At 43.8% G+C, this 17,374-nt stretch carries 18 protein-coding genes; 12 read left to right on the top strand and 6 right to left on the bottom strand.

Annotated elements, in window-relative coordinates; genetic code table 11:
• The first annotated feature begins 38 nt into the window (after positions 1 to 38).
• Complete coding sequence (locus ACH6CZ_RS09525) at positions 39 to 1,409, top strand: S-layer homology domain-containing protein (protein ID WP_374097196.1); 1,371 nt, start codon at positions 39 to 41, stop codon at positions 1,407 to 1,409.
• A 186-nt stretch (positions 1,410 to 1,595) separates the two neighbouring features.
• On the opposite strand, the gene ACH6CZ_RS09530 is transcribed toward ACH6CZ_RS09525, so the two are convergent.
• From ACH6CZ_RS09530 to ACH6CZ_RS09545, 4 genes are all read right to left on the bottom strand, one after another.
• Entirely contained in the window at positions 1,596 to 2,285 is a 690-nt protein-coding gene (locus ACH6CZ_RS09530; protein WP_374097197.1) for an S-layer homology domain-containing protein, read from the bottom strand.
• Positions 2,286 to 2,391: 106 nt separating this feature from the next.
• Positions 2,392 to 2,874 carry a hypothetical protein gene (locus ACH6CZ_RS09535; RefSeq protein WP_374097198.1) on the bottom strand — a complete coding sequence of 161 codons (483 nt, stop codon included), beginning with the start codon at positions 2,872 to 2,874 and terminating at the stop codon, positions 2,392 to 2,394.
• Between the two features lie 201 nt (positions 2,875 to 3,075).
• Positions 3,076 to 3,609, bottom strand: a complete 534-nt coding sequence (locus tag ACH6CZ_RS09540; protein WP_374097199.1) for a CueP family metal-binding protein — start codon at positions 3,607 to 3,609, stop codon at positions 3,076 to 3,078.
• A 100-nt stretch (positions 3,610 to 3,709) separates the two neighbouring features.
• Positions 3,710 to 3,880: a hypothetical protein gene (locus ACH6CZ_RS09545; protein WP_374097200.1), complete on the bottom strand. Its 171-nt coding sequence runs from the start codon at positions 3,878 to 3,880 to the stop codon at positions 3,710 to 3,712.
• Between the two features lie 233 nt (positions 3,881 to 4,113).
• Here ACH6CZ_RS09545 and ACH6CZ_RS09550 point away from each other — a divergent pair, with 233 nt between their 5' ends.
• The 7 genes from ACH6CZ_RS09550 to ACH6CZ_RS09580 all read left to right on the top strand — a co-directional run bounded on the left by ACH6CZ_RS09550 (position 4,114) and on the right by ACH6CZ_RS09580 (position 11,762).
• The gene (locus tag ACH6CZ_RS09550; protein ID WP_374097201.1) at positions 4,114 to 5,382 is read left to right on the top strand and encodes a C40 family peptidase; all 1,269 of its coding nucleotides are present in this window, start codon (positions 4,114 to 4,116) and stop codon (positions 5,380 to 5,382) included.
• Between the two features lie 43 nt (positions 5,383 to 5,425).
• Positions 5,426 to 6,007 (top strand): hypothetical protein, encoded by a 582-nt coding sequence (locus ACH6CZ_RS09555; RefSeq protein ID WP_374097202.1) that lies wholly within the window; start codon positions 5,426 to 5,428, stop codon positions 6,005 to 6,007.
• Between the two features lie 241 nt (positions 6,008 to 6,248).
• Complete coding sequence (locus ACH6CZ_RS09560) at positions 6,249 to 7,685, top strand: MBOAT family O-acyltransferase (protein WP_374097203.1); 1,437 nt, start codon at positions 6,249 to 6,251, stop codon at positions 7,683 to 7,685.
• An 11-nt stretch (positions 7,686 to 7,696) separates the two neighbouring features.
• Complete coding sequence (locus ACH6CZ_RS09565; protein WP_374097204.1) at positions 7,697 to 8,740, top strand: hypothetical protein; 1,044 nt, start codon at positions 7,697 to 7,699, stop codon at positions 8,738 to 8,740.
• Positions 8,741 to 8,998: 258 nt separating this feature from the next.
• Positions 8,999 to 9,985: an ABC transporter substrate-binding protein gene (locus tag ACH6CZ_RS09570; RefSeq protein WP_374097205.1), complete on the top strand. Its 987-nt coding sequence runs from the start codon at positions 8,999 to 9,001 to the stop codon at positions 9,983 to 9,985.
• 61 nt (positions 9,986 to 10,046) lie between these two features.
• A complete protein-coding gene (locus ACH6CZ_RS09575; RefSeq protein ID WP_374097206.1) occupies positions 10,047 to 10,961 on the top strand; it encodes an ABC transporter permease in 915 nt (304 codons plus the stop codon).
• Between the two features lie 6 nt (positions 10,962 to 10,967).
• Positions 10,968 to 11,762, top strand: coding sequence for an ABC transporter ATP-binding protein (locus tag ACH6CZ_RS09580; RefSeq protein ID WP_374097207.1), 795 nt, complete (start codon positions 10,968 to 10,970; stop codon positions 11,760 to 11,762).
• A gap of 167 nt (positions 11,763 to 11,929) precedes the next feature.
• Here the strand turns inward: ACH6CZ_RS09580 and ACH6CZ_RS09585 are convergent, their stop codons facing one another.
• Both ACH6CZ_RS09585 and ACH6CZ_RS09590 read right to left on the bottom strand, forming a co-directional pair.
• Positions 11,930 to 13,108 (bottom strand): GTP-binding protein, encoded by a 1,179-nt coding sequence (locus ACH6CZ_RS09585; RefSeq protein ID WP_374097208.1) that lies wholly within the window; start codon positions 13,106 to 13,108, stop codon positions 11,930 to 11,932.
• A 139-nt stretch (positions 13,109 to 13,247) separates the two neighbouring features.
• The gene (locus tag ACH6CZ_RS09590; RefSeq protein ID WP_374097209.1) at positions 13,248 to 13,772 is read right to left on the bottom strand and encodes a VanZ family protein; all 525 of its coding nucleotides are present in this window, start codon (positions 13,770 to 13,772) and stop codon (positions 13,248 to 13,250) included.
• Between the two features lie 507 nt (positions 13,773 to 14,279).
• On the opposite strand from ACH6CZ_RS09590, the gene ACH6CZ_RS09595 reads away from it, so the two are divergent.
• From ACH6CZ_RS09595 to ACH6CZ_RS09610, 4 genes are all read left to right on the top strand, one after another.
• The gene (locus ACH6CZ_RS09595; RefSeq protein ID WP_374097210.1) at positions 14,280 to 14,876 is read left to right on the top strand and encodes a CalY family protein; all 597 of its coding nucleotides are present in this window, start codon (positions 14,280 to 14,282) and stop codon (positions 14,874 to 14,876) included.
• A 132-nt stretch (positions 14,877 to 15,008) separates the two neighbouring features.
• Positions 15,009 to 15,572 carry a signal peptidase I SipW gene (sipW, locus tag ACH6CZ_RS09600; RefSeq protein WP_374097211.1) on the top strand — a complete coding sequence of 188 codons (564 nt, stop codon included), beginning with the start codon at positions 15,009 to 15,011 and terminating at the stop codon, positions 15,570 to 15,572.
• 27 nt (positions 15,573 to 15,599) lie between these two features.
• Entirely contained in the window at positions 15,600 to 16,802 is a 1,203-nt protein-coding gene (locus ACH6CZ_RS09605) for a hypothetical protein (RefSeq protein ID WP_374097212.1), read from the top strand.
• A 26-nt stretch (positions 16,803 to 16,828) separates the two neighbouring features.
• Positions 16,829 to 17,365 carry a signal peptidase I gene (locus ACH6CZ_RS09610; protein WP_374097213.1) on the top strand — a complete coding sequence of 179 codons (537 nt, stop codon included), beginning with the start codon at positions 16,829 to 16,831 and terminating at the stop codon, positions 17,363 to 17,365.
• The last annotated feature ends 9 nt before the right edge of the window (positions 17,366 to 17,374 follow it).

Here is a 17,374-nt window from a genome sequence, read left to right on the forward strand (position 1 = left end):
ACTCAAGTAATAAATATTTTTTAGGGGGATAACTTTTTATGAAGAAATACATATCAGCAGCTGCAGTTACTTTATGTTTATCAATGGGAGTCCAACCTGCAGCAGCAGAGGAATTGTTTGACGACGTTAAGGAGAATTATGGATTTTATAATGAGGTAGAATATTTATTTGATAAAGGAATCATCAATGGTTTTCCTGATGGTACATTTAGACCTGAAACAGCCATTACACGTGCCCAGGCAGCGATTATGCTGGGTAAAAAGCTGGGCTATGATGGTGAGAAGCAGGGAACAACATTTAGTGATGTTGACAGTTCAAGTGTAGCAAGCGGTTATATTGCAGAAGCAGTTGAAAATGGGATTATTGCAGGGTATCCGGACGGCACATACAAACCAGGTAAATTGGTTTCGCGGGGGGATATGGCGATTCTTCTTGCACGTACTTATGAACTGGAATTATTAAATAATCATAATGTTGAGTTTGTAGACATCTCTGAAAATATGGCTGCTTATGAGGCAATCAGTAAAATCTCACAAAACTATATTACACAAGGATATAATGTAGGTGGTTACACTTACGAATTCAGACCAAACCAGCCGCTCAAGCGCGGAGAATTTTCAGCGATGATGGCACGTGCTGATTTTCCTGAAGTATTCGCAGTGTCCCACTACGGTCAGATCGTTGAAATACTTGATGTTGGTACTAGTGATGCCATATTATTCACTTATCCTAATGACGAAACACTTCTGGTTGACACAGGCAGCGACCCTGAACTACTTCAGTCGGCACTTGATGACCTGCTTTATTTTAAAGGGAATATCGATACACTTTTATTAACACATCCGGATCCCGATCACATTGGCAATGCTGCATACGTGCTTGAAAACTATGATGTGAAACGCGTCATTGACAATGGTCAGCAGGTCGATACGCCTGAATATACTGCATACCAGGAAGCACTTGAAAACTCAGACGCTGTATATCAAAAAGCCGAAGTAGGGGACAATTACTCTGCCTGGGACGCAACAACAGTTGAAGTCCTTCATACAGACGACCAATCCGAAAATATTGATGAAGGAACCATTGTACTCAACATTAACCGTTATAAAAATGATTTTCTTTTAATGAGTGATGCAGGTCCTGAAACAGAAGCGGAACTTCTTGCATCCGATCGAAACCTCGAAGCAGACGTTATGATCCTTTCAGATAACTTCGGCTACAACGCAGGTTCACAGGAATTTATCGATGGGGTCAATCCTAAAGATGCATTCTTTTCATGGAGCGCAACAGAAGATGATCTGCCGCCAGCAATCTTTGACACACTGGGCGACCGCTTCACAAAAACAACTGTAACGGGTTCGATCAGAATAATAGAGGAGCGCGGACTGAATTACACAATATGGAAATAAAAGTGAAGTTTGGGTCTGACCCAGACTTCGCTCATCCGCTGGCCGTGAGCCGCGCACGATTTTTACGTGTGGTTCACGGCTTTTTTTGTTGCACTTGGAAGGATTTACGTGCGGTGAGACCGCCAGCATGCACACGTACACAAAAAAGCCAGGGATCAATTCCCCCTGGCTTAAATCCAATATTAATCAATGCCTAACCGCTGCTTCTGCAATCTCATCATACGCCCAGTGGTCTTCAGGTACGTCAATAAATGGCACGGTCAGTCCTTCGACATGTGGTTCGCGGTCAAATAGTCTGTTGAGTACTTTGGCTGCCTGATCGCGCTTAATATATTCTTCGGGTCTGAAAGTGCCGTCATTGTAGCCTTCCATGATGCCATAGGCTTCCGGGCTTTCAATCTGTTTTTTTGCCCAGTGATAGAAAGGGATGTCCAAGTAGGATGGTTTGTAAGTATTGTCACAAAAGCCGTAGCTGTCAGAGTCTGCTTCGCACTGCATCTTCACCCAGCGGTCAACAATTGCTGCAACCTGTGCGCGGTCGATCCATTGTGATGGATAAAAATGACCGGACGTTTTCCCGAACATAATCTCTTCTTCATATAAAGAAGCAATCGCGCCGGACGCATAATCGTCAGCTGTCACGTCTTTATAAATTGTGTCCCGCGGTTCAATCGAAAGACCGAGGCTTTTGGCAAGCATAATTGCAAACTGCTCACGCTGGATATAACGGTCAGGCTTAAAAGTCCCGTCAGTGTAGCCGCTGATAAATGGCTCATGCCCAAAATTCTCCTCGTCATGCGAATCGGCAAAAGCAGCAGAAGGTAAAAGTGTGAATGATAAAACGAGTGTACATAATAGTGCGCTGATCTTTTTCATTTCCCCACTCCTCAAAAGTATTCAAATGGCTGATTAATACGTCGGTGATTCCTATACGCATTGTAACATAAATTAGAAATTTTAGGAAAAGGAGGTTGAGTATTGATTAGATTTCTTTACCTTTATCTATAAGGTCCCACACATGCCAAACCAGCGCGATCAAAAGTGAAGCGGTGATAAACATCAAATATGTATTTACATTAAAGTACTGGCTGTTTACATGAATCGTCAGTCCCGATGTAATCGAGGTAAGATAGGATTCATCTACCGTTCCATCCCGCTCAATCAATGCCTTCCGAATCACATTGCGGTAACCGTCCAAAGCAATGCGTTGATAAATTATGCCCACTATAAGATGAAGTGCAATGAACGAAATACCTGCGATCGTAAACTTTTTACTCAAAGCCCGCATCCGAATCACTTTTAGCCATGTCAGCACCATCATGATCAAAACAGGGATAAGCACCCACCCAACAAGCATCGCGGGATTCCCATTTCCTGAACTTGTGCCCGGGGAGACCGTCATTTGATTAACAATATAAAAAATGATGGCAACCACTGCACTGCATATAAAAAGGATCCATTTCATGAGCTGCACCTGCCTTTATAATTTGGGGACGGAGTTTAAGCTATTATAATTTGAACAGTCAAGGGACAGACTTTGATCAATTCATTTTCATCTCTGTCCCCGAAGTGCAAACTCCGTCCCAAAGCTGTGCAGTGCAAACTCCGTCCCAAAACTCCACACTGCACCTATACAATAAGCCAAGGCTCACCCTGGCTCACCCATTCACCCAAGCTGCATCGTTGTTATACAGGTAGGGTCATTTTCAAATGTTGATATTTCTGATTCTGTAACGAGCCCGTCATGCTCAATTGTAAGCTGGTACGTTTCGTCACGAGGCAGCCAGAGGTCGATAAAGCCATTTTTAAATGTGGTCATGGACTCGTCGATGATCACGTTGCCCTCTGAATCTTCTATATAAACGTCAAATGTTTCCTCCACCATTTCGCCCTGACAGCCGGTTAAGCTGTGATAAGTACATGCGTGGGTTTGATCTACATAGGGGGCGATTGAGACAAAGAAATCTTCGCTAGTGATGTCGTGTGTCTGTTCACTGCCATCTTCTTCTGTGATGGTCAACGTTTCACCGGTAATAGAAGCCTGTTCAGCACTGACTTCCCTCGTGCTGAAATCCTGGACCAGTTCCCTGATGTTAGTTGCTTCATCTGCACCCGCTTGGCCCTGACTCTCAGAATCACTGCTGCAGGCTGCTAATAGAAACGCAGCAAATATGGCTAAACATAACGATTTGAATTTCATTCTGTCAGCACTCCTTCAACTTAATGATATACCCTATTATAGTATGTATGAAGTTGCGTGTATTAAAAAGAGAGTATTAGACAAAGAATATTCATGATTGTTATTTTCGTTCTTTAAAGTCACTTTTTTCAAGGCGCCCGGCAATTTCTTTTAAAATCTGAATCTGTTCCTTCTGATACTTGACCACTGACGTAGCAAACCAGATGACGAACCAGATTGCGAAAAGGTTAAACATAAATAAAAATATCGGAAAAAATTCTCCTGTGACCATTGATTCTTTGACCTCCAGTAAATTGGTAAAATATATCTTATTGGCATTATAGCATTGTGAGGATCATGTGTACAAAATCCATTAATTCAACTCTGTCCCCGAAGTGCAAACTCCGTCCCCAAACTGAAAAGCTATTTTTGTAATACTTTTGTAACATTCAAATGAGTCTTTTGCGTTTAAAATAGGATTAAATATATATAAATATTCTGTCTTTTATAATAGAGGATGAATGCTTGCCGCAGGAGAATTGTCCACTCTTAATAGAGCTTGTAACAATTTTATCAGATGAATTGGCAGAGGAGCGTGTGGGATTGAAAAAGCTTGTATATACGTTAATCGCGTCAGCTGCAGTGGCAGCATTTAGTGCGGAGAATGAAACAGAGGCCAACACCCATAAGGTTGGCAGTGGGGAATCATTGTGGAAAATAGCGAATAAGTACAATTTAACTCTGGATGAATTGAAGAAAATGAATCAGCTACAGTCCGACGTCATTTACGCAAACCAGGTGCTGAAGGTTGGAAAGACGGCATCTGTAAATGCAGTGAACACAGCACCAGCGCAGTCTATCTATCAAGTTAAGCCGGGTGACACTTTATCTGCGATTGCAGCAAAGCACAAAACAACAGTCAGTCACCTGATGACGCTGAACCAGCTGACAGGTCATCATATTTTTGCCGGTCAGACGTTAAAAGTGAGTGGTTCTTCCGTTCAGATCCGCACTGTCCGAACATCAACTTCTGCTGCCAGTAGTAATTATACTGTGAAGCCTGGAGATACACTATCAAAAATCGCAATCGAACACGGGATCAGCCTGTCAAAACTGATGGATCTCAACCAGTTAAAAGGACACATTATCCATGCGGGCCAGCAGCTTTCACTGAAAGCAGCAGCCAGTGTACCATCAGCTGAAGCGAAACTAGTGAAGAATGTTGATGCATCAGGGGAATATACGGTAAAGCCGGGCGATACGCTGAGTAAAATCGCGCTTTTACATAACATGTCCCTTGCTGATCTGAAAAGCTTCAATCAGCTGTCAGGAACCAACATTTATGCAGGTCAAAAATTATATTTGTCAGCACCGAAGCAACCTTCACAACCTGAAAAAGTGTCAACGCCGGTCCACACTTCAGATGGTGCTAAAAGTGTCAAAGTCCTTATTGAAACTGCGGTGTCACTTGCAGGCACGCCATATGTCTGGGGAGGCGCAACTCCTGAGGGTTTTGATTGCAGCGGCTTTATTTACTACGTTTATCAGCAGGCCGGATTTGACATTGCCAGGGTAAATGCAGAAGGACTGCACGCGCGCTCATACGAAGTAGCTGTTCCGCAAATCGGTGACATTGTCTTTTTTGAAAATACTTATAAACCCGGTATCTCGCACGCCGGCATCTATATCGGCAACAACCAATTTATCCACGCCGGAGATAACGGCGTCATGATCTCAAGTCTTGAAAACTCGTACTGGAAGTCTAAATTCGAAAGTGTTAAGCGTTTCTATTAAAAAGCTGCGATTGCAGCTTTTTTTCATAAGGAGAGAAAATCTGATGAAGTTTTTTAAAAAACAGATACCTCAACAGACGAATCCGGATAATCAACTGATGGAAGATGAAAAGAAGAGGCTGATCCCGTTAATCGAACAAGAGGTTCAGGCCCGCCTGGCAGATTATCAAGCTGAGCTCATCATGAACAAGATCATCGAAAAAGTACGCAGAATAAAATTTGTCCATATGAATGAACTGGATTATCAATACGAACTGATGAAATCCACCGTTTTTTACATGGAAATGTCCAAATCACTCCAACGATCACTGGCAGACAAGCTGAGAGGGGATACAAGCACAGAATCCGTGAGCGACATGAAAAAGCGCACTAACAGAGAAATCGAAAAGCTGATCGAAACCCACTACGAAGACTTTTACACAAAATACCTGAACCACCCTGAAGGACTCAATGGACTCGAGCGCGCCTATCAGGAAAACCTGCTCCAATACGAGGCACTCAAAAAACTGCTGAGCGACATCAGCGTAGCAGATTTTCAGACAATCGATGATCTGCCGAAGCGCTGGATTGTGCGGCGTATGGCTGGTGAGTGCCGGCGGTGGGTGGATGAGGTGATGTATTTGTAGGGTGGAGTGCCGGGACGGAGTTGGCACTCCATAGTTGGGGACGGAGTTGACACAACAGGGACAGAGTTAATAGATTTCTGCAATCAATGATTCAGGATTATTTTTTTCTATTTGAAGTCTGTCCCTTTGTTGCACCTGCATTCCCTCGTGAAATCTCACCCACCCCATTCCACCATTCCAAAATTTATACTATAATATAGAAGGTTTAGTCACACGCGTTAAGTAGTGGAGGAGAATTTGATTGTTATTTAATTCGTTTGAGTTTATTTTTTTGTTTCTTCCAATTGTATTTGTGTTGTATTTTATTTTAAATAAGGTTAATTTTAAGCTTTCGAAGGGATGGCTGCTTGTTGCTTCTCTTTTTTTCTATGGATGGTGGAATCCTGCCTATCTGCCGCTGATCCTGAGTTCGCTGTTTGTGAACTTTGGACTGGGGACTTATTTATCTAAAAGAAAGTTTACGAGATTTCGTAAAACGGTCCTGACACTTGGGATTATTTTTAACGTTTGTTTACTTGGTTATTTTAAATATTATGATTTTGTGGTTGGCAATTTGAATGCTGTGATTGGGGCGGAGTTTGAAATTTTGAATCTGCTGCTTCCGCTTGCGATCAGTTTTTATACGTTTCAGCAGATTGCTTATTTAGTAGATTCGTATCGTTATGAAACGGAGCGCTACAGTTTTTTGAATTACAGTCTGTTTGTTACGTTTTTCCCGCAGCTGATTGCGGGACCGATTGTACAGCATAGTGACACAATTCCGCAATTTGCTGATAAGCGCAATCACCGTTTAAACTTTACAAATATTCGTCTCGGCTTGTTTATTTTTGCGGTCGGGTTGTTTAAAAAAGTGGTGCTTGCTGATAATTTTGCGATCTGGGCGAACAGGGGATACGGCTCTGCTGACTCGCTTACGTTTATTGACAGCTGGGTAACATCGCTTTCGTATACTTTTCAGCTATACTTCGATTTTAGCGGGTACACGGATATGGCGATTGGTGCGGCGCTGCTATTTAATATTGTGCTGCCGATCAACTTTAACTCGCCTTATAAGGCACTGGATATTCAGGATTTCTGGCGTCGTTGGCACATCACGCTTTCAGGTTTCCTGACAAAATATATTTACATACCTTTAGGTGGAAACCGAAGAGGACCGTTTATGACTTATGTAAATATTTTCATCATCTTTTTTATCAGCGGGATCTGGCACGGTGCGGGGTGGACCTTTATTTTATGGGGTGTGCTGCACGGACTTGCCAGTATTGTCGCGCGCATGTGGAAAAAGGCAGGATTCAGCATGCCGAAATTACTTGCATGGTTTATTACATTCCAGTTTGTGAATGCGACATGGGTATTTTTCCGAGCGATTTCAATCGACCAGGCGCTTCAGGTGTTAAAGGCAATGACCGGGTTAAATGGCGTTGTGCTGCCGGAACAGCTTGCAGCATTTATGCCGGAAAGCCTGCCATACGCTGCATTTAACCTTGAAGAAAACCTGCTTTATCTATTGTTTATGCTCCTTGCAGGAACAGTCATTGCACTGTTTGCTAAAAATTCGATTCAGCTAAAAGACGAAATGAAACCGACTGCATTTAACGTTGTATTCGTCTCAGTACTTCTATTATTCTGTTTTACTCAGTTAACTAAAGTCAGTGAATTCCTGTATTTCAACTTTTAAGGTGGTTTCTTATGTCAGACAAAAAATTTGTAATGACGGTGGTCAGCATTGTGGTGGCACTGACGCTGGCCTTCGGATCGTTCAACTTTTTCATCGATCCGATGTGGACCTTTGCCCATGAACATGAACTGAACGACGTCCAGACTGTGATTGACGAACGTGAACAAAAAACCAGTCAGGTCTATTTTCAGGACTTCAACTACGACACGATTCTGGTTGGAAGCAGCCGCAGCACCTATGTTGACCCGCACCAATTTGAAGGAATGGACGTTTTCAACTATTCTGTTTCCAACCTGTCAATGCGGGAATACCGGACGATGATTGATTACGCACTTGAAGAAAGTGATGGGAATCTTGAAAGAGTTATCCTGGGCGTAGACTTTTTCAAATCCAGCGAACAGGAAGCCTCTCAGCCGAAATCAATTCTGAATTACGTCAGCAAAGTGGAGGAACGCTTTTACCGTTATAAAAACCTGCTTTCACTCGATGTGTTTGATTACACGGTTCAGAATGTGGAAATGTCCGCTTCTGATGATGTAAAACTTGAACGCGTTTATGACAGGCAGAACACAGCGGATGCTGCACAGCTGTCTGAAGAAGAAGTTCAGCAGGATACAGACGATAAAATCGAACGCTTCCGGGACGTCTTTTACGGTGAAAATTATGAATACTATAGCCGTTATAAGGAAATCATGGAACTCGTCAAAACCGATCATCCGTCACTTGAATATATCGTCTACACAACGCCAATCTCAACAGAACTTTTTAAAGTACTCGCAGAAGAAGGCCATATGGACGATTATGAGCAGTGGCTGCGTGACCTTGTAGACATCTACGGCGGCGTCTTCAACTTCATGTATCCAAATAGCATCACCAACAACATCTACAACTACTTCGACGGCCACCACTTCTATCCAGAAGTAGGTGACCACATTGCGCACACCATCAGCGGCAACACAGAGAACACCCCTGATGACTTCGGCGTATACGTGACAAAAGAAAATATTGATCAACACCTCGAAGAAGTAAATGCGTTAGTTGATGAGTTGGATTGATCGAGAGCATCGCTTAGGCGGTGCTTTTTTGTTTTTGGGGGTTGTGTATAGGGTGTTGTGCACTGGGGACGGAGTTAACACTCCAATATTTTGGGGACAGAGTTCGCATTCAGAATGGAGTTTAAACTCCGTCCCCAATATCCAGCCCCAAAAAAATCTCAAAACCCTATTGAATTTTCAAAACATTCATGTATAATAACTTTAACACATAAAAGCATAAAAGCGTCGAAGTGTAAAAGTATATCAGGGGGTAGTGAGATGAAAAAGTTATGGTTGTCGGGTGCAGCGTTGTCTGCAGCAATGGTATTAGCGGCTTGTGGAGGAGAGACTTCTGAGACGTCGGCTGAGGGTGGCGGCGAAGAGGCTTCATATACGATTGGGGTCACGCAGATTGTGGAGCATCCGTCTTTGGATGCTGCGACTGAAGGGTTTAAGCGTGCGTTTGAGGAAGCGGGACTTGATGTGACATTTGATGATCAGGTTGCGCAGGGTGATCAGAATAATAGTCAGTCGATTTCGCAGAAGTTTGTTGCGGATGGTGTGGATTTGATTTTCGCAAATTCAACGCCGAGTGCGCTGAGTTCGCTGAATGCGACGGCTGATATTCCGATTGTATTTACATCGGTGACGGACCCGCTGGCTGCAAATCTGGTTGCTGATATGGAAGCGCCGGGTGGTAACGCAACGGGTACGACGGATATGCACCCGGATGCGATTTCAAATACAGTTGAATTTATGACAAATGAACTTGATGTTAAGTCAATCGGCATGGTGTACAACGCGGGTGAGCCGAACTCGGTTGTACAGGTTGATGCGGTAAAAGCGGCTGCTGGATCGGATGTGACGGTTGAGGAAGCAGCTGTTTCGACTTCTGCTGATGTGAAGCAGGCGGCTGAATCGCTTGTTGGAAAAGTGGATGCATTTTACATCATCACGGATAACACGGTTGTGTCCGCGCTTGAATCGGTGATTGGTGTTGCAAATGATCAGGACATTCCGCTTTTTGTTGGAGAGCTTGATTCTGTTGCACGCGGCGGGTTCGCGGCATACGGATTTGAATATGAAGACATCGGTTATGAAGCTGGTCAGATGGCAGTAGAGATTTTAACTGAAGGCGCTGATCCTGGTGAAATGGCGGTTCAGTATCCAGGCAATCTGAAGCTGATGATTAATAAAGATGCAGCTGAAGAAATGGGCATTGAAGTGAAGCCGGAGTGGGAAGAAATGGCTGAATTTACTGAGTAAAAGCAATGAGCGGAGCGCGCTGCTTCGCTCTTTTTGATCAAAGGGAGAGAGGAAGAGTTGTATGTGGATGTCGATTTTTACGTCAGTTGAGGTTGGACTGATGTTTGCACTGATGGCGCTTGGCGTCTATCTTTCATTTAGAATTCTTGATTTTCCGGACCTGACAGTGGACGGAAGCTTTGTCACCGGTGCAGCGGTTGCGGCTGTCATGCTTGTAAATGGGGTGAATCCGCTGATGGCTGTTGCGGCAGCATTTGCAGCAGGTTTTATTGCAGGAACCATCACAGGCCTGCTTCATACAGTCGGCGGCATCAATCCACTTTTATCAGGCATCCTGATGATGATCGCGCTATATTCCATTAACCTGCGCATTATGGGGGCACCAAACGTGTCGCTGCTCGCTCAGGACCACCTGTTTACGTGGATCCGCCAGGGCATTGGCGGTACGTGGGCGATCATGATCGTCATGGTCGCACTCGTCCTGATCGTAAAAATCATGCTGGATTTCTTTTTAAAAACAGAGTTCGGTCTTGCACTGAGAGCAGTCGGCGATAATCACCTGATGATTACGTCATTTTCAGGAAATATCCACTTTTACAAAGTATTCGGACTTGGGCTTTCAAACGGACTGGTTGCCATTGCAGGCGCACTGGTTGCGCAGTATAGCGGGTTTGCTGACGTCAATGCCGGCATCGGAATGATCGTCATCGGTCTTGCATCCGTGATCATCGGAGAAGCGATTTTTGGTAAAAAGACCATCATCCGCACAACGCTCGCAGTCATTGTCGGCGCGATCATTTACCGAATCATCGTTGCACTCGCACTGCGCGTAGAATTTCTGGAGACGGGAGATCTGAAGCTGATCACAGCCATCATCGTCATTCTCGCACTCGTCCTGCCAAAAGGAATCGCCAAACAGAAAGAAACGATTCGAAAACGACAGCGCCGCTTACGACTCAGCGCGCAGAAAGGATAGTGTTATATGCTTCAGCTAACCGATATTTACAAAGTATTTAATGAAGGAACGCCTGACGAAAAAGTGGCGATTGACGATATTACGCTTGATGTCAAAAAAGGTGATTTTATCACGATCATCGGCAGTAACGGCGCCGGGAAATCGACGCTGTTCAACATCATCGCAGGAAAAATGTTTCCGGATCTTGGAGAAGTGCTGATCAGTGACCAGAACGTCACCGGACTCCCTGAATACAAGCGAGCCCGCCGCATCGGCCGAGTCTTCCAGGACCCGATGGCAGGGACGTCACCGACATTGACAATTGAAGAAAACCTATCAATTGCCTATAGCAGAGTGAAGCCGCGCACATTGCGTCTCGGTGTGACAGCGAAACGCAGAGCATTTTTCAAAGAACAGCTCGAAACACTTGGACTCGGTCTTGAAGATCGTCTCCGCGCAAAAGTAGGCCTACTATCAGGAGGCGAACGCCAGGCGCTGTCACTACTGATGGCTACATTTACAAAGCCGGACCTGCTCCTGCTTGATGAGCACACAGCAGCCCTCGATCCATCAAGAGCCGCACTCATCACGCGCCTTACAAAAGAAATCGTCGAGCGTGAACAACTGACCACCATCATGATCACCCATAACATGCAGCAAGCCGTCGACCTCGGCAACCGCATCCTCATGATGGATAAGGGTAAGATTATTTTTGAGGAAGAAGGTGCACGTAAAAAGCATCTGACAGTGAGTGACTTACTGAACGAGTTCGGGAAAATGAAGGGGACGGAGTTGTCGGATCGGACGTTGCTGGGGGTTTAGGAGTTAACACTGGGACATTGGGGACGGAGTTAATACTCCATGTATGGGGACAGAGTTATCACTTTCCAAGTGAACTCTGTCCCTTTTTATTTGGGGGACGGAGTTCAGACTCTACTTTGGAGTCAACTCTGTCCCTTTTTAGTGGAGTGACAACTCCGACCCCACTGTCACCTCCCCGAAAAATCAGGAAACGGATCTTCAAGCATTCGCCAATCTGACTCAAGCTCTTCTTCTGTCAGCAGACACTGGTCCAGTTCTTTCACGATGGCTTCCTGATCCAACCCGATCCCGATAAAGACGAGTTCGTTCAGACGATCGCCCCATTCAGGGTGCCAGCGGCTGTTCAGTTCCGGCTCTTCTTTTAGCGCTTGCTGCTGTTCTTCTTTAGACAAAGCGGCAATCCATGTCCCCGCTGATTGCAACTGAATTGATTTGCCGGCCTGAGAGACAAGTCCAGCTGACTGTTCTTTCGTTGCTAGCCAGAAAAAGCCTTTGGAGCGAACAATTTCTTCGGGTAATTCACTTAAAAATTGATAGAATCTGGCGGGGTGAAAGGGGTGCTGCTTTTTGTAAAGGAAAGAGGTAATCCCATATTCTTCAGTTTCAGGGGTGTGCTCTTCATTTAACTCCTTGATCCATCCAGCTCCCTGGCTTGCTTTTTCAAAGTCAAAAGCCCCGGTGTTTAAAAGGTTCAACGGATTTATCTGGCCATAGGATGCCGTAAGAATTTTTGCATCAGGATTAAGCGTCTTCAGCAGTACACGAATCGCATCTGCCTCTTCTGTAGAAACCAGGTCAATTTTATTTAAAATAATCAAATCGGCAAATTCGACCTGATCGATTAGCAAATCAGACACGTCCCGTTCATCCTGCTCATCATCGGTCTGTTTTCGGTCGAGCAGCGTTTCACCGCTTTCAAGATCATCTGCAAATCTGAGTGCATCAACAACCGTCACCATTGTATCCAGGCGGGTCACCTGACTTAAGTCAATTCCGGTTTCTTCATCCTCATAAACAAAAGTCTGAGCTACAGGAATCGGCTCTGAAATACCTGTGGATTCAATGATGATATAATCAATTTCCCCGATTTCAGCGAGCCTCTTTACTTCAATGATCAGGTCCTCACGCAGCGTACAGCAAATACAACCGTTCTGCATTTCCACAAGCGTCTCATCTGTCCGCGAAAAATAACCTTTCTTCAACTGTCCCCCATCAATATTCACTTCACTCATATCATTTACAATCACAGCCGCTCTCAGGTCCTGCTTACTATGTAAAATATGATTCAGTAAAGTCGTCTTACCGGCACCTAAATAGCCACTTAGTACTGTTACAGGAATTGTCATAGGTATAACCCTCTCTTTAAAACGTAATTATTACGATTTAAAGAATAGCTGAATTTGAGGAGGTTGTAAAGGGACGAGGTCTAAGGGACGGAGTATGCACTTCGTTTTTAGGGACGGAGTTAACACTTCACATGGAGTGCTAACTCCGTCCCCGATTCTTTCGTTGTTTCTTATAACGCACAAACACACCATACGCCACCGTTAAACCGAGTATTCCTCCGGTTGTGTCGAGTATAATATCTTGAAATGTAGGTGTCCGTCCGCCGCCTGTAAGGTATTGGTGAAATTCATCACTGAATGCAAAAAGAATAACAAGCGCTAAGTTCAGGAGTGCTGCCTTTTTTACAGATGGAATCAGATGAATAAGTAGTCTGAATAAAAAGAAACTGATGGAAAAGAAAATAATAACGTGTGCACCTTTTCTTAAAAAGAATTCAGTAAAACCTGCGTATCCAAGTGATTGTGTGCTGACAATACTGCCTGCATAAGTGAAGCTGACCTGATCCATGGCCGTCCGAAGCCAGTCAGGAGCAGACAGACTTTTCATCACAGGGATAAGCGTTTGCTGTTCATAAGTTTGTGAGGAAGAGTAGGCAGCGATTAAAAGGATAAGTGCGATTGGTATGAAAAGAATCAGCGTTACCGGATGCTTGATTTTATCCATATAGTCACTCCAGTTATATAATAGGTTGTCTGAAAGTTCTAACTTTATATTACAATGAAACGGTTTAAAATTGAAGTGTTGTTTGGTTACGAGGATTAGACGCAATATTAGGAGCATGTTGGGGACGGAGGTGAAAGTAACATGAAATGTGTATAGCAGGGACAGAGTTAAGTAGGATGTGTTAAAGTCTGTCCCCAGTCCAAACTCCGTCCCCAATTGATACCTCATACATATTAACCAACTCTTATATAATTTGAAATGGTGCGTCAATACTATGTTAGTTCTCAAATAAGTATAAAATAATCAAAAAATTTAAAAATGTAAGTAAATAAGAGGAAAATAAAGATAATAAGACTATTTTTGTTCTTAATATAGAATAAATGGACGAATTTGGCTCTTTTCACGAATTTCTTCCTGAGTTATAGTGAGGTTGTTGATTCGTTATCGAGAACAAAATAATCTCGAAAACGAACGAACAAACAACCACATTATGAGGAGGAGATTTGAATGGGTATCAAGCAGAAACTAGGTCTTGGAGTAGCGTCAGCGGCAATGGGGTTAGCATTAATTGGTGGGGGTACATATGCGTACTTCAGTGACACAGAGGTTTCGAATAATACTTTTGCAGCGGGGACATTGGATTTGGCGTTAGATCCAACAAAAATTATCCAGGTAGACAATATTAAGCCTGGTGATACGATGACAAGAGAATTTAAGCTTGAGAACAACGGCTCATTGGATATCGGCGCAGTTGACCTTTATACGGACTATGAGGTCATTGATAGTGGTCATAATAACAATGGTGATGATTTAGGAGATCACATTCGTGTAAATTTCATGCTGAACAAAGATAAGCTAGATAATGTGATTTGGTCAACAACTCTTTCCCAATTGAAGAATTCATCACCTGATGTGATTGAAGGAAACTTCTGGAGCAAATTCTTTGCAGAAAAAGGTGGAAAACTTGCTGCAGGTACAAACGATACAATCTATATTCAATATGAATTTGTAGATAACCATGAAGATCAAAACCACTTCCAAAAAGATAAGTTAAAGCTTGAGTGGACATTCGAAGCTATGCAAACAGATGGTGAAGAAAGGTAAATTAGTTTAATGAAGAGAAAGGTCGGTCAAGCCTTCCTTTCTCCTCCTTAATTTTCTTCACGTTTTATAATCTAACTTTATAAAAGGTGAAGAAAATTAAACTATTATCACAAACAAGAAAGGTTGATCACCATGAAAATTGTCTTAAAACTCACGAGTCACCTGATTTCACTCATTCTGTTCACTGTTTTTATACTCATACTATTCATCGTCGTTTCTGCCAGGGCATCTGGCGGCGAACCGGAGTTTCTTGGGTACCAGCTGAAAACCGTTTTATCAGGGTCAATGGAGCCGGGGATTCAGACTGGATCTGTGATTGCGGTTGAGAAGGTTAATGAGGGGATGACGTTTGAGGTTGGTGATGTCATCACGTATATGGAGGATGAGCAGCGGCTGACGACTCACCGGATTACAGAGGTGATCGAGAATGGTGAGCAAACGATGTATCGGACGAAGGGTGACAATAATGAGAATGTTGACGTGACTCCGGTGCTTGCTGAGAATGTTGTAGCTAAATATACGGGTTACACAGTGCCTTATGTTGGTTACGCGTTGAACACGATTAACACAAAGAATGGTGCTTTTATATTCATCGGTATTGGCGCTTTTCTTCTATTATATTCGATCTTTACGATCTGGCGTGCCATTGCCCAGGTTGACCTGAAGACAGGACGTAAAGAAGCGGTTGAAAGATAATTCATTTAGCTGACAGGAGTGATAGGTATGTTGAAGCGTGCTGACAGGATTCAGAATGAGCGTCTCAGTCAGAGGCGTCAATACAACAAAAAAATGAGGAAGCTGCAGGCTGGTATTGCAGCCTCCTCTTTTTTAATTCTTTGCATGGGCCAGGTGGCTGGTGGTACATATGGTGCGTTTACCGACACAGAGGAGCTTCACGGTCAAATGAAGGCCTGCGAAGTATTTCCGGCAACTTTAGAAAAACAGTTTACCGAAGCGAAGGCATCTCTTGACCAGGTCGCAAATCTCGAAAAGCAGATCTATTCAGTTGTTGTAAAAAAACCTTCATTTAACACAAAAAACATCCAGACGGGCGCGAACAGTGACCAGGTCAGAAAAGCGGCTGACAGCCTGAACGGGACAATCAATCAGGTCCAGACCACAATGAATACAACCCGAGACCAGCTGGAGGCTCTGGAGAATCTATGGTCAGATCTGGAGGAGGAACTCGACCGGCTTTCCGTTCTCTTAAAAGAAATTCAGTTCAACAAATATTATCACCCTAATTGCCTGGAGATGAAGAACCCATCCGTCCTCAACCAGTTTTCATCATCTGTAAACAGTAATAAAATACTAGATGATACCATGCAAAATTCGATCGCAACAATGGTTCAGGAATTTAGGGAAATGAAAAATTATATTGATCACCAGACGCCGATCCTCTCAGGCATAGTCGAATTTAAAGGAGCAGGTCTGGCTGATTTGGTAAAAGTGGAGGCATATAACCGCCTGATCACATCCTTCAATGAAGGGATCTCTGAACTTGATGAGCAGGAACAAAGCCTGCAGACGCAACAGTCAGAGTTGTATACATTAGCGGATCGTTTACAAGAGGAAGAAGAAGAGCAAAAGCGTTTAGAGGAAGAAAAACGTCTGGAAGAAGAGAATAAACTTTTAGAAGAAGAAAAGCGTTTGGAAGAAGAGCAAAAACAAGCTGAAGAAGACAATCAGGATTCTGATTCTGAACAGGTAGAAGAACCTGAAGAAGATAAGGCTAAGGAACCAGCTGAACAGCCTGCAGAACCTGCAAAAGAAGAAGAGCAGCCAGTTGAAACACCGAAAGAGCAGGAAGCGCCAGCTGAAGAAACAGAAGTCGTAGTTCCCGAGGAAGAAGCTGTAGAAGCTGAAGCAGCGGCTGTGACTGAAGAAGAGGAAGAAATCAGTGAAGAAAGCAGCCCTGAATCATGAGAACGGGCAAGTCTGGAGTGGTGAGAATGCAGAATAAATATGTAAACAAAGTGCTAAAGTTCCTTAAGTGGGGTGCATTTATTCTGATCATCCTGATCGCCTACACAATCATTTCAGCAAGAATCACCGGAGCAGATCCATCATTCATGGGCTACCAATTCAAAAATGTGCTCTCAGGATCAATGGAACCAACATTTAGAACCGGCTCAGTTATTCAAATTAAACTCACAGAAAAAGAAGGAACAGAATATGAGCCGGGAGATATTATCACATTTCAAAGAGACGGCATCCTCATCACCCACCGCATCATTGAAAAAATTATTCATGGTGATGCTGTCACCTACCGCACAAAAGGCGACAACAACGATGGCCCGGACATCGATGCAATCCCAGCAGGCGCCGTCCTTGGTCAATACACCGGCATCACCATCCCCTGGATCGGCTACCCACTCGGTTTCGCAAGTTCGAAACTTGGTGCATTGATACTGTTTTTAATCCCAGGGGTGATTTTTCTGGTGTTTGGTGTTCATTATTTAAGGGGGTGGCGGTTGAGTCGCGGGTAGTGGTGGGGA

It is taken from the genome of Jeotgalibacillus sp. JSM ZJ347 (assembly GCF_044383825.1).
Classification (GTDB): Bacteria; Bacillota; Bacilli; order Bacillales; family Jeotgalibacillaceae; genus Jeotgalibacillus.

Coding starts and splice junctions, on each gene's coding strand:
- ACH6CZ_RS09530 (WP_374097197.1), bottom strand. CDS start 2,285: ATGAAAAAGATCAGCGCACTATTATGTACACTCGTTTTATCATTCACA.
- ACH6CZ_RS09595 (WP_374097210.1), top strand. CDS start 14,280: ATGGGTATCAAGCAGAAACTAGGTCTTGGAGTAGCGTCAGCGGCAATG.
- ACH6CZ_RS09575 (WP_374097206.1), top strand. CDS start 10,047: ATGTGGATGTCGATTTTTACGTCAGTTGAGGTTGGACTGATGTTTGCA.
- ACH6CZ_RS09565 (WP_374097204.1), top strand. CDS start 7,697: ATGTCAGACAAAAAATTTGTAATGACGGTGGTCAGCATTGTGGTGGCA.
- ACH6CZ_RS09605 (WP_374097212.1), top strand. CDS start 15,600: ATGTTGAAGCGTGCTGACAGGATTCAGAATGAGCGTCTCAGTCAGAGG.
- ACH6CZ_RS09580 (WP_374097207.1), top strand. CDS start 10,968: ATGCTTCAGCTAACCGATATTTACAAAGTATTTAATGAAGGAACGCCT.
- ACH6CZ_RS09535 (WP_374097198.1), bottom strand. CDS start 2,874: ATGAAATGGATCCTTTTTATATGCAGTGCAGTGGTTGCCATCATTTTT.
- ACH6CZ_RS09525 (WP_374097196.1), top strand. CDS start 39: ATGAAGAAATACATATCAGCAGCTGCAGTTACTTTATGTTTATCAATG.
- ACH6CZ_RS09610 (WP_374097213.1), top strand. CDS start 16,829: ATGCAGAATAAATATGTAAACAAAGTGCTAAAGTTCCTTAAGTGGGGT.
- ACH6CZ_RS09545 (WP_374097200.1), bottom strand. CDS start 3,880: ATGGTCACAGGAGAATTTTTTCCGATATTTTTATTTATGTTTAACCTT.
- ACH6CZ_RS09590 (WP_374097209.1), bottom strand. CDS start 13,772: ATGGATAAAATCAAGCATCCGGTAACGCTGATTCTTTTCATACCAATC.
- ACH6CZ_RS09585 (WP_374097208.1), bottom strand. CDS start 13,108: ATGACAATTCCTGTAACAGTACTAAGTGGCTATTTAGGTGCCGGTAAG.
- ACH6CZ_RS09570 (WP_374097205.1), top strand. CDS start 8,999: ATGAAAAAGTTATGGTTGTCGGGTGCAGCGTTGTCTGCAGCAATGGTA.
- ACH6CZ_RS09540 (WP_374097199.1), bottom strand. CDS start 3,609: ATGAAATTCAAATCGTTATGTTTAGCCATATTTGCTGCGTTTCTATTA.
- ACH6CZ_RS09555 (WP_374097202.1), top strand. CDS start 5,426: ATGAAGTTTTTTAAAAAACAGATACCTCAACAGACGAATCCGGATAAT.
- sipW (WP_374097211.1), top strand. CDS start 15,009: ATGAAAATTGTCTTAAAACTCACGAGTCACCTGATTTCACTCATTCTG.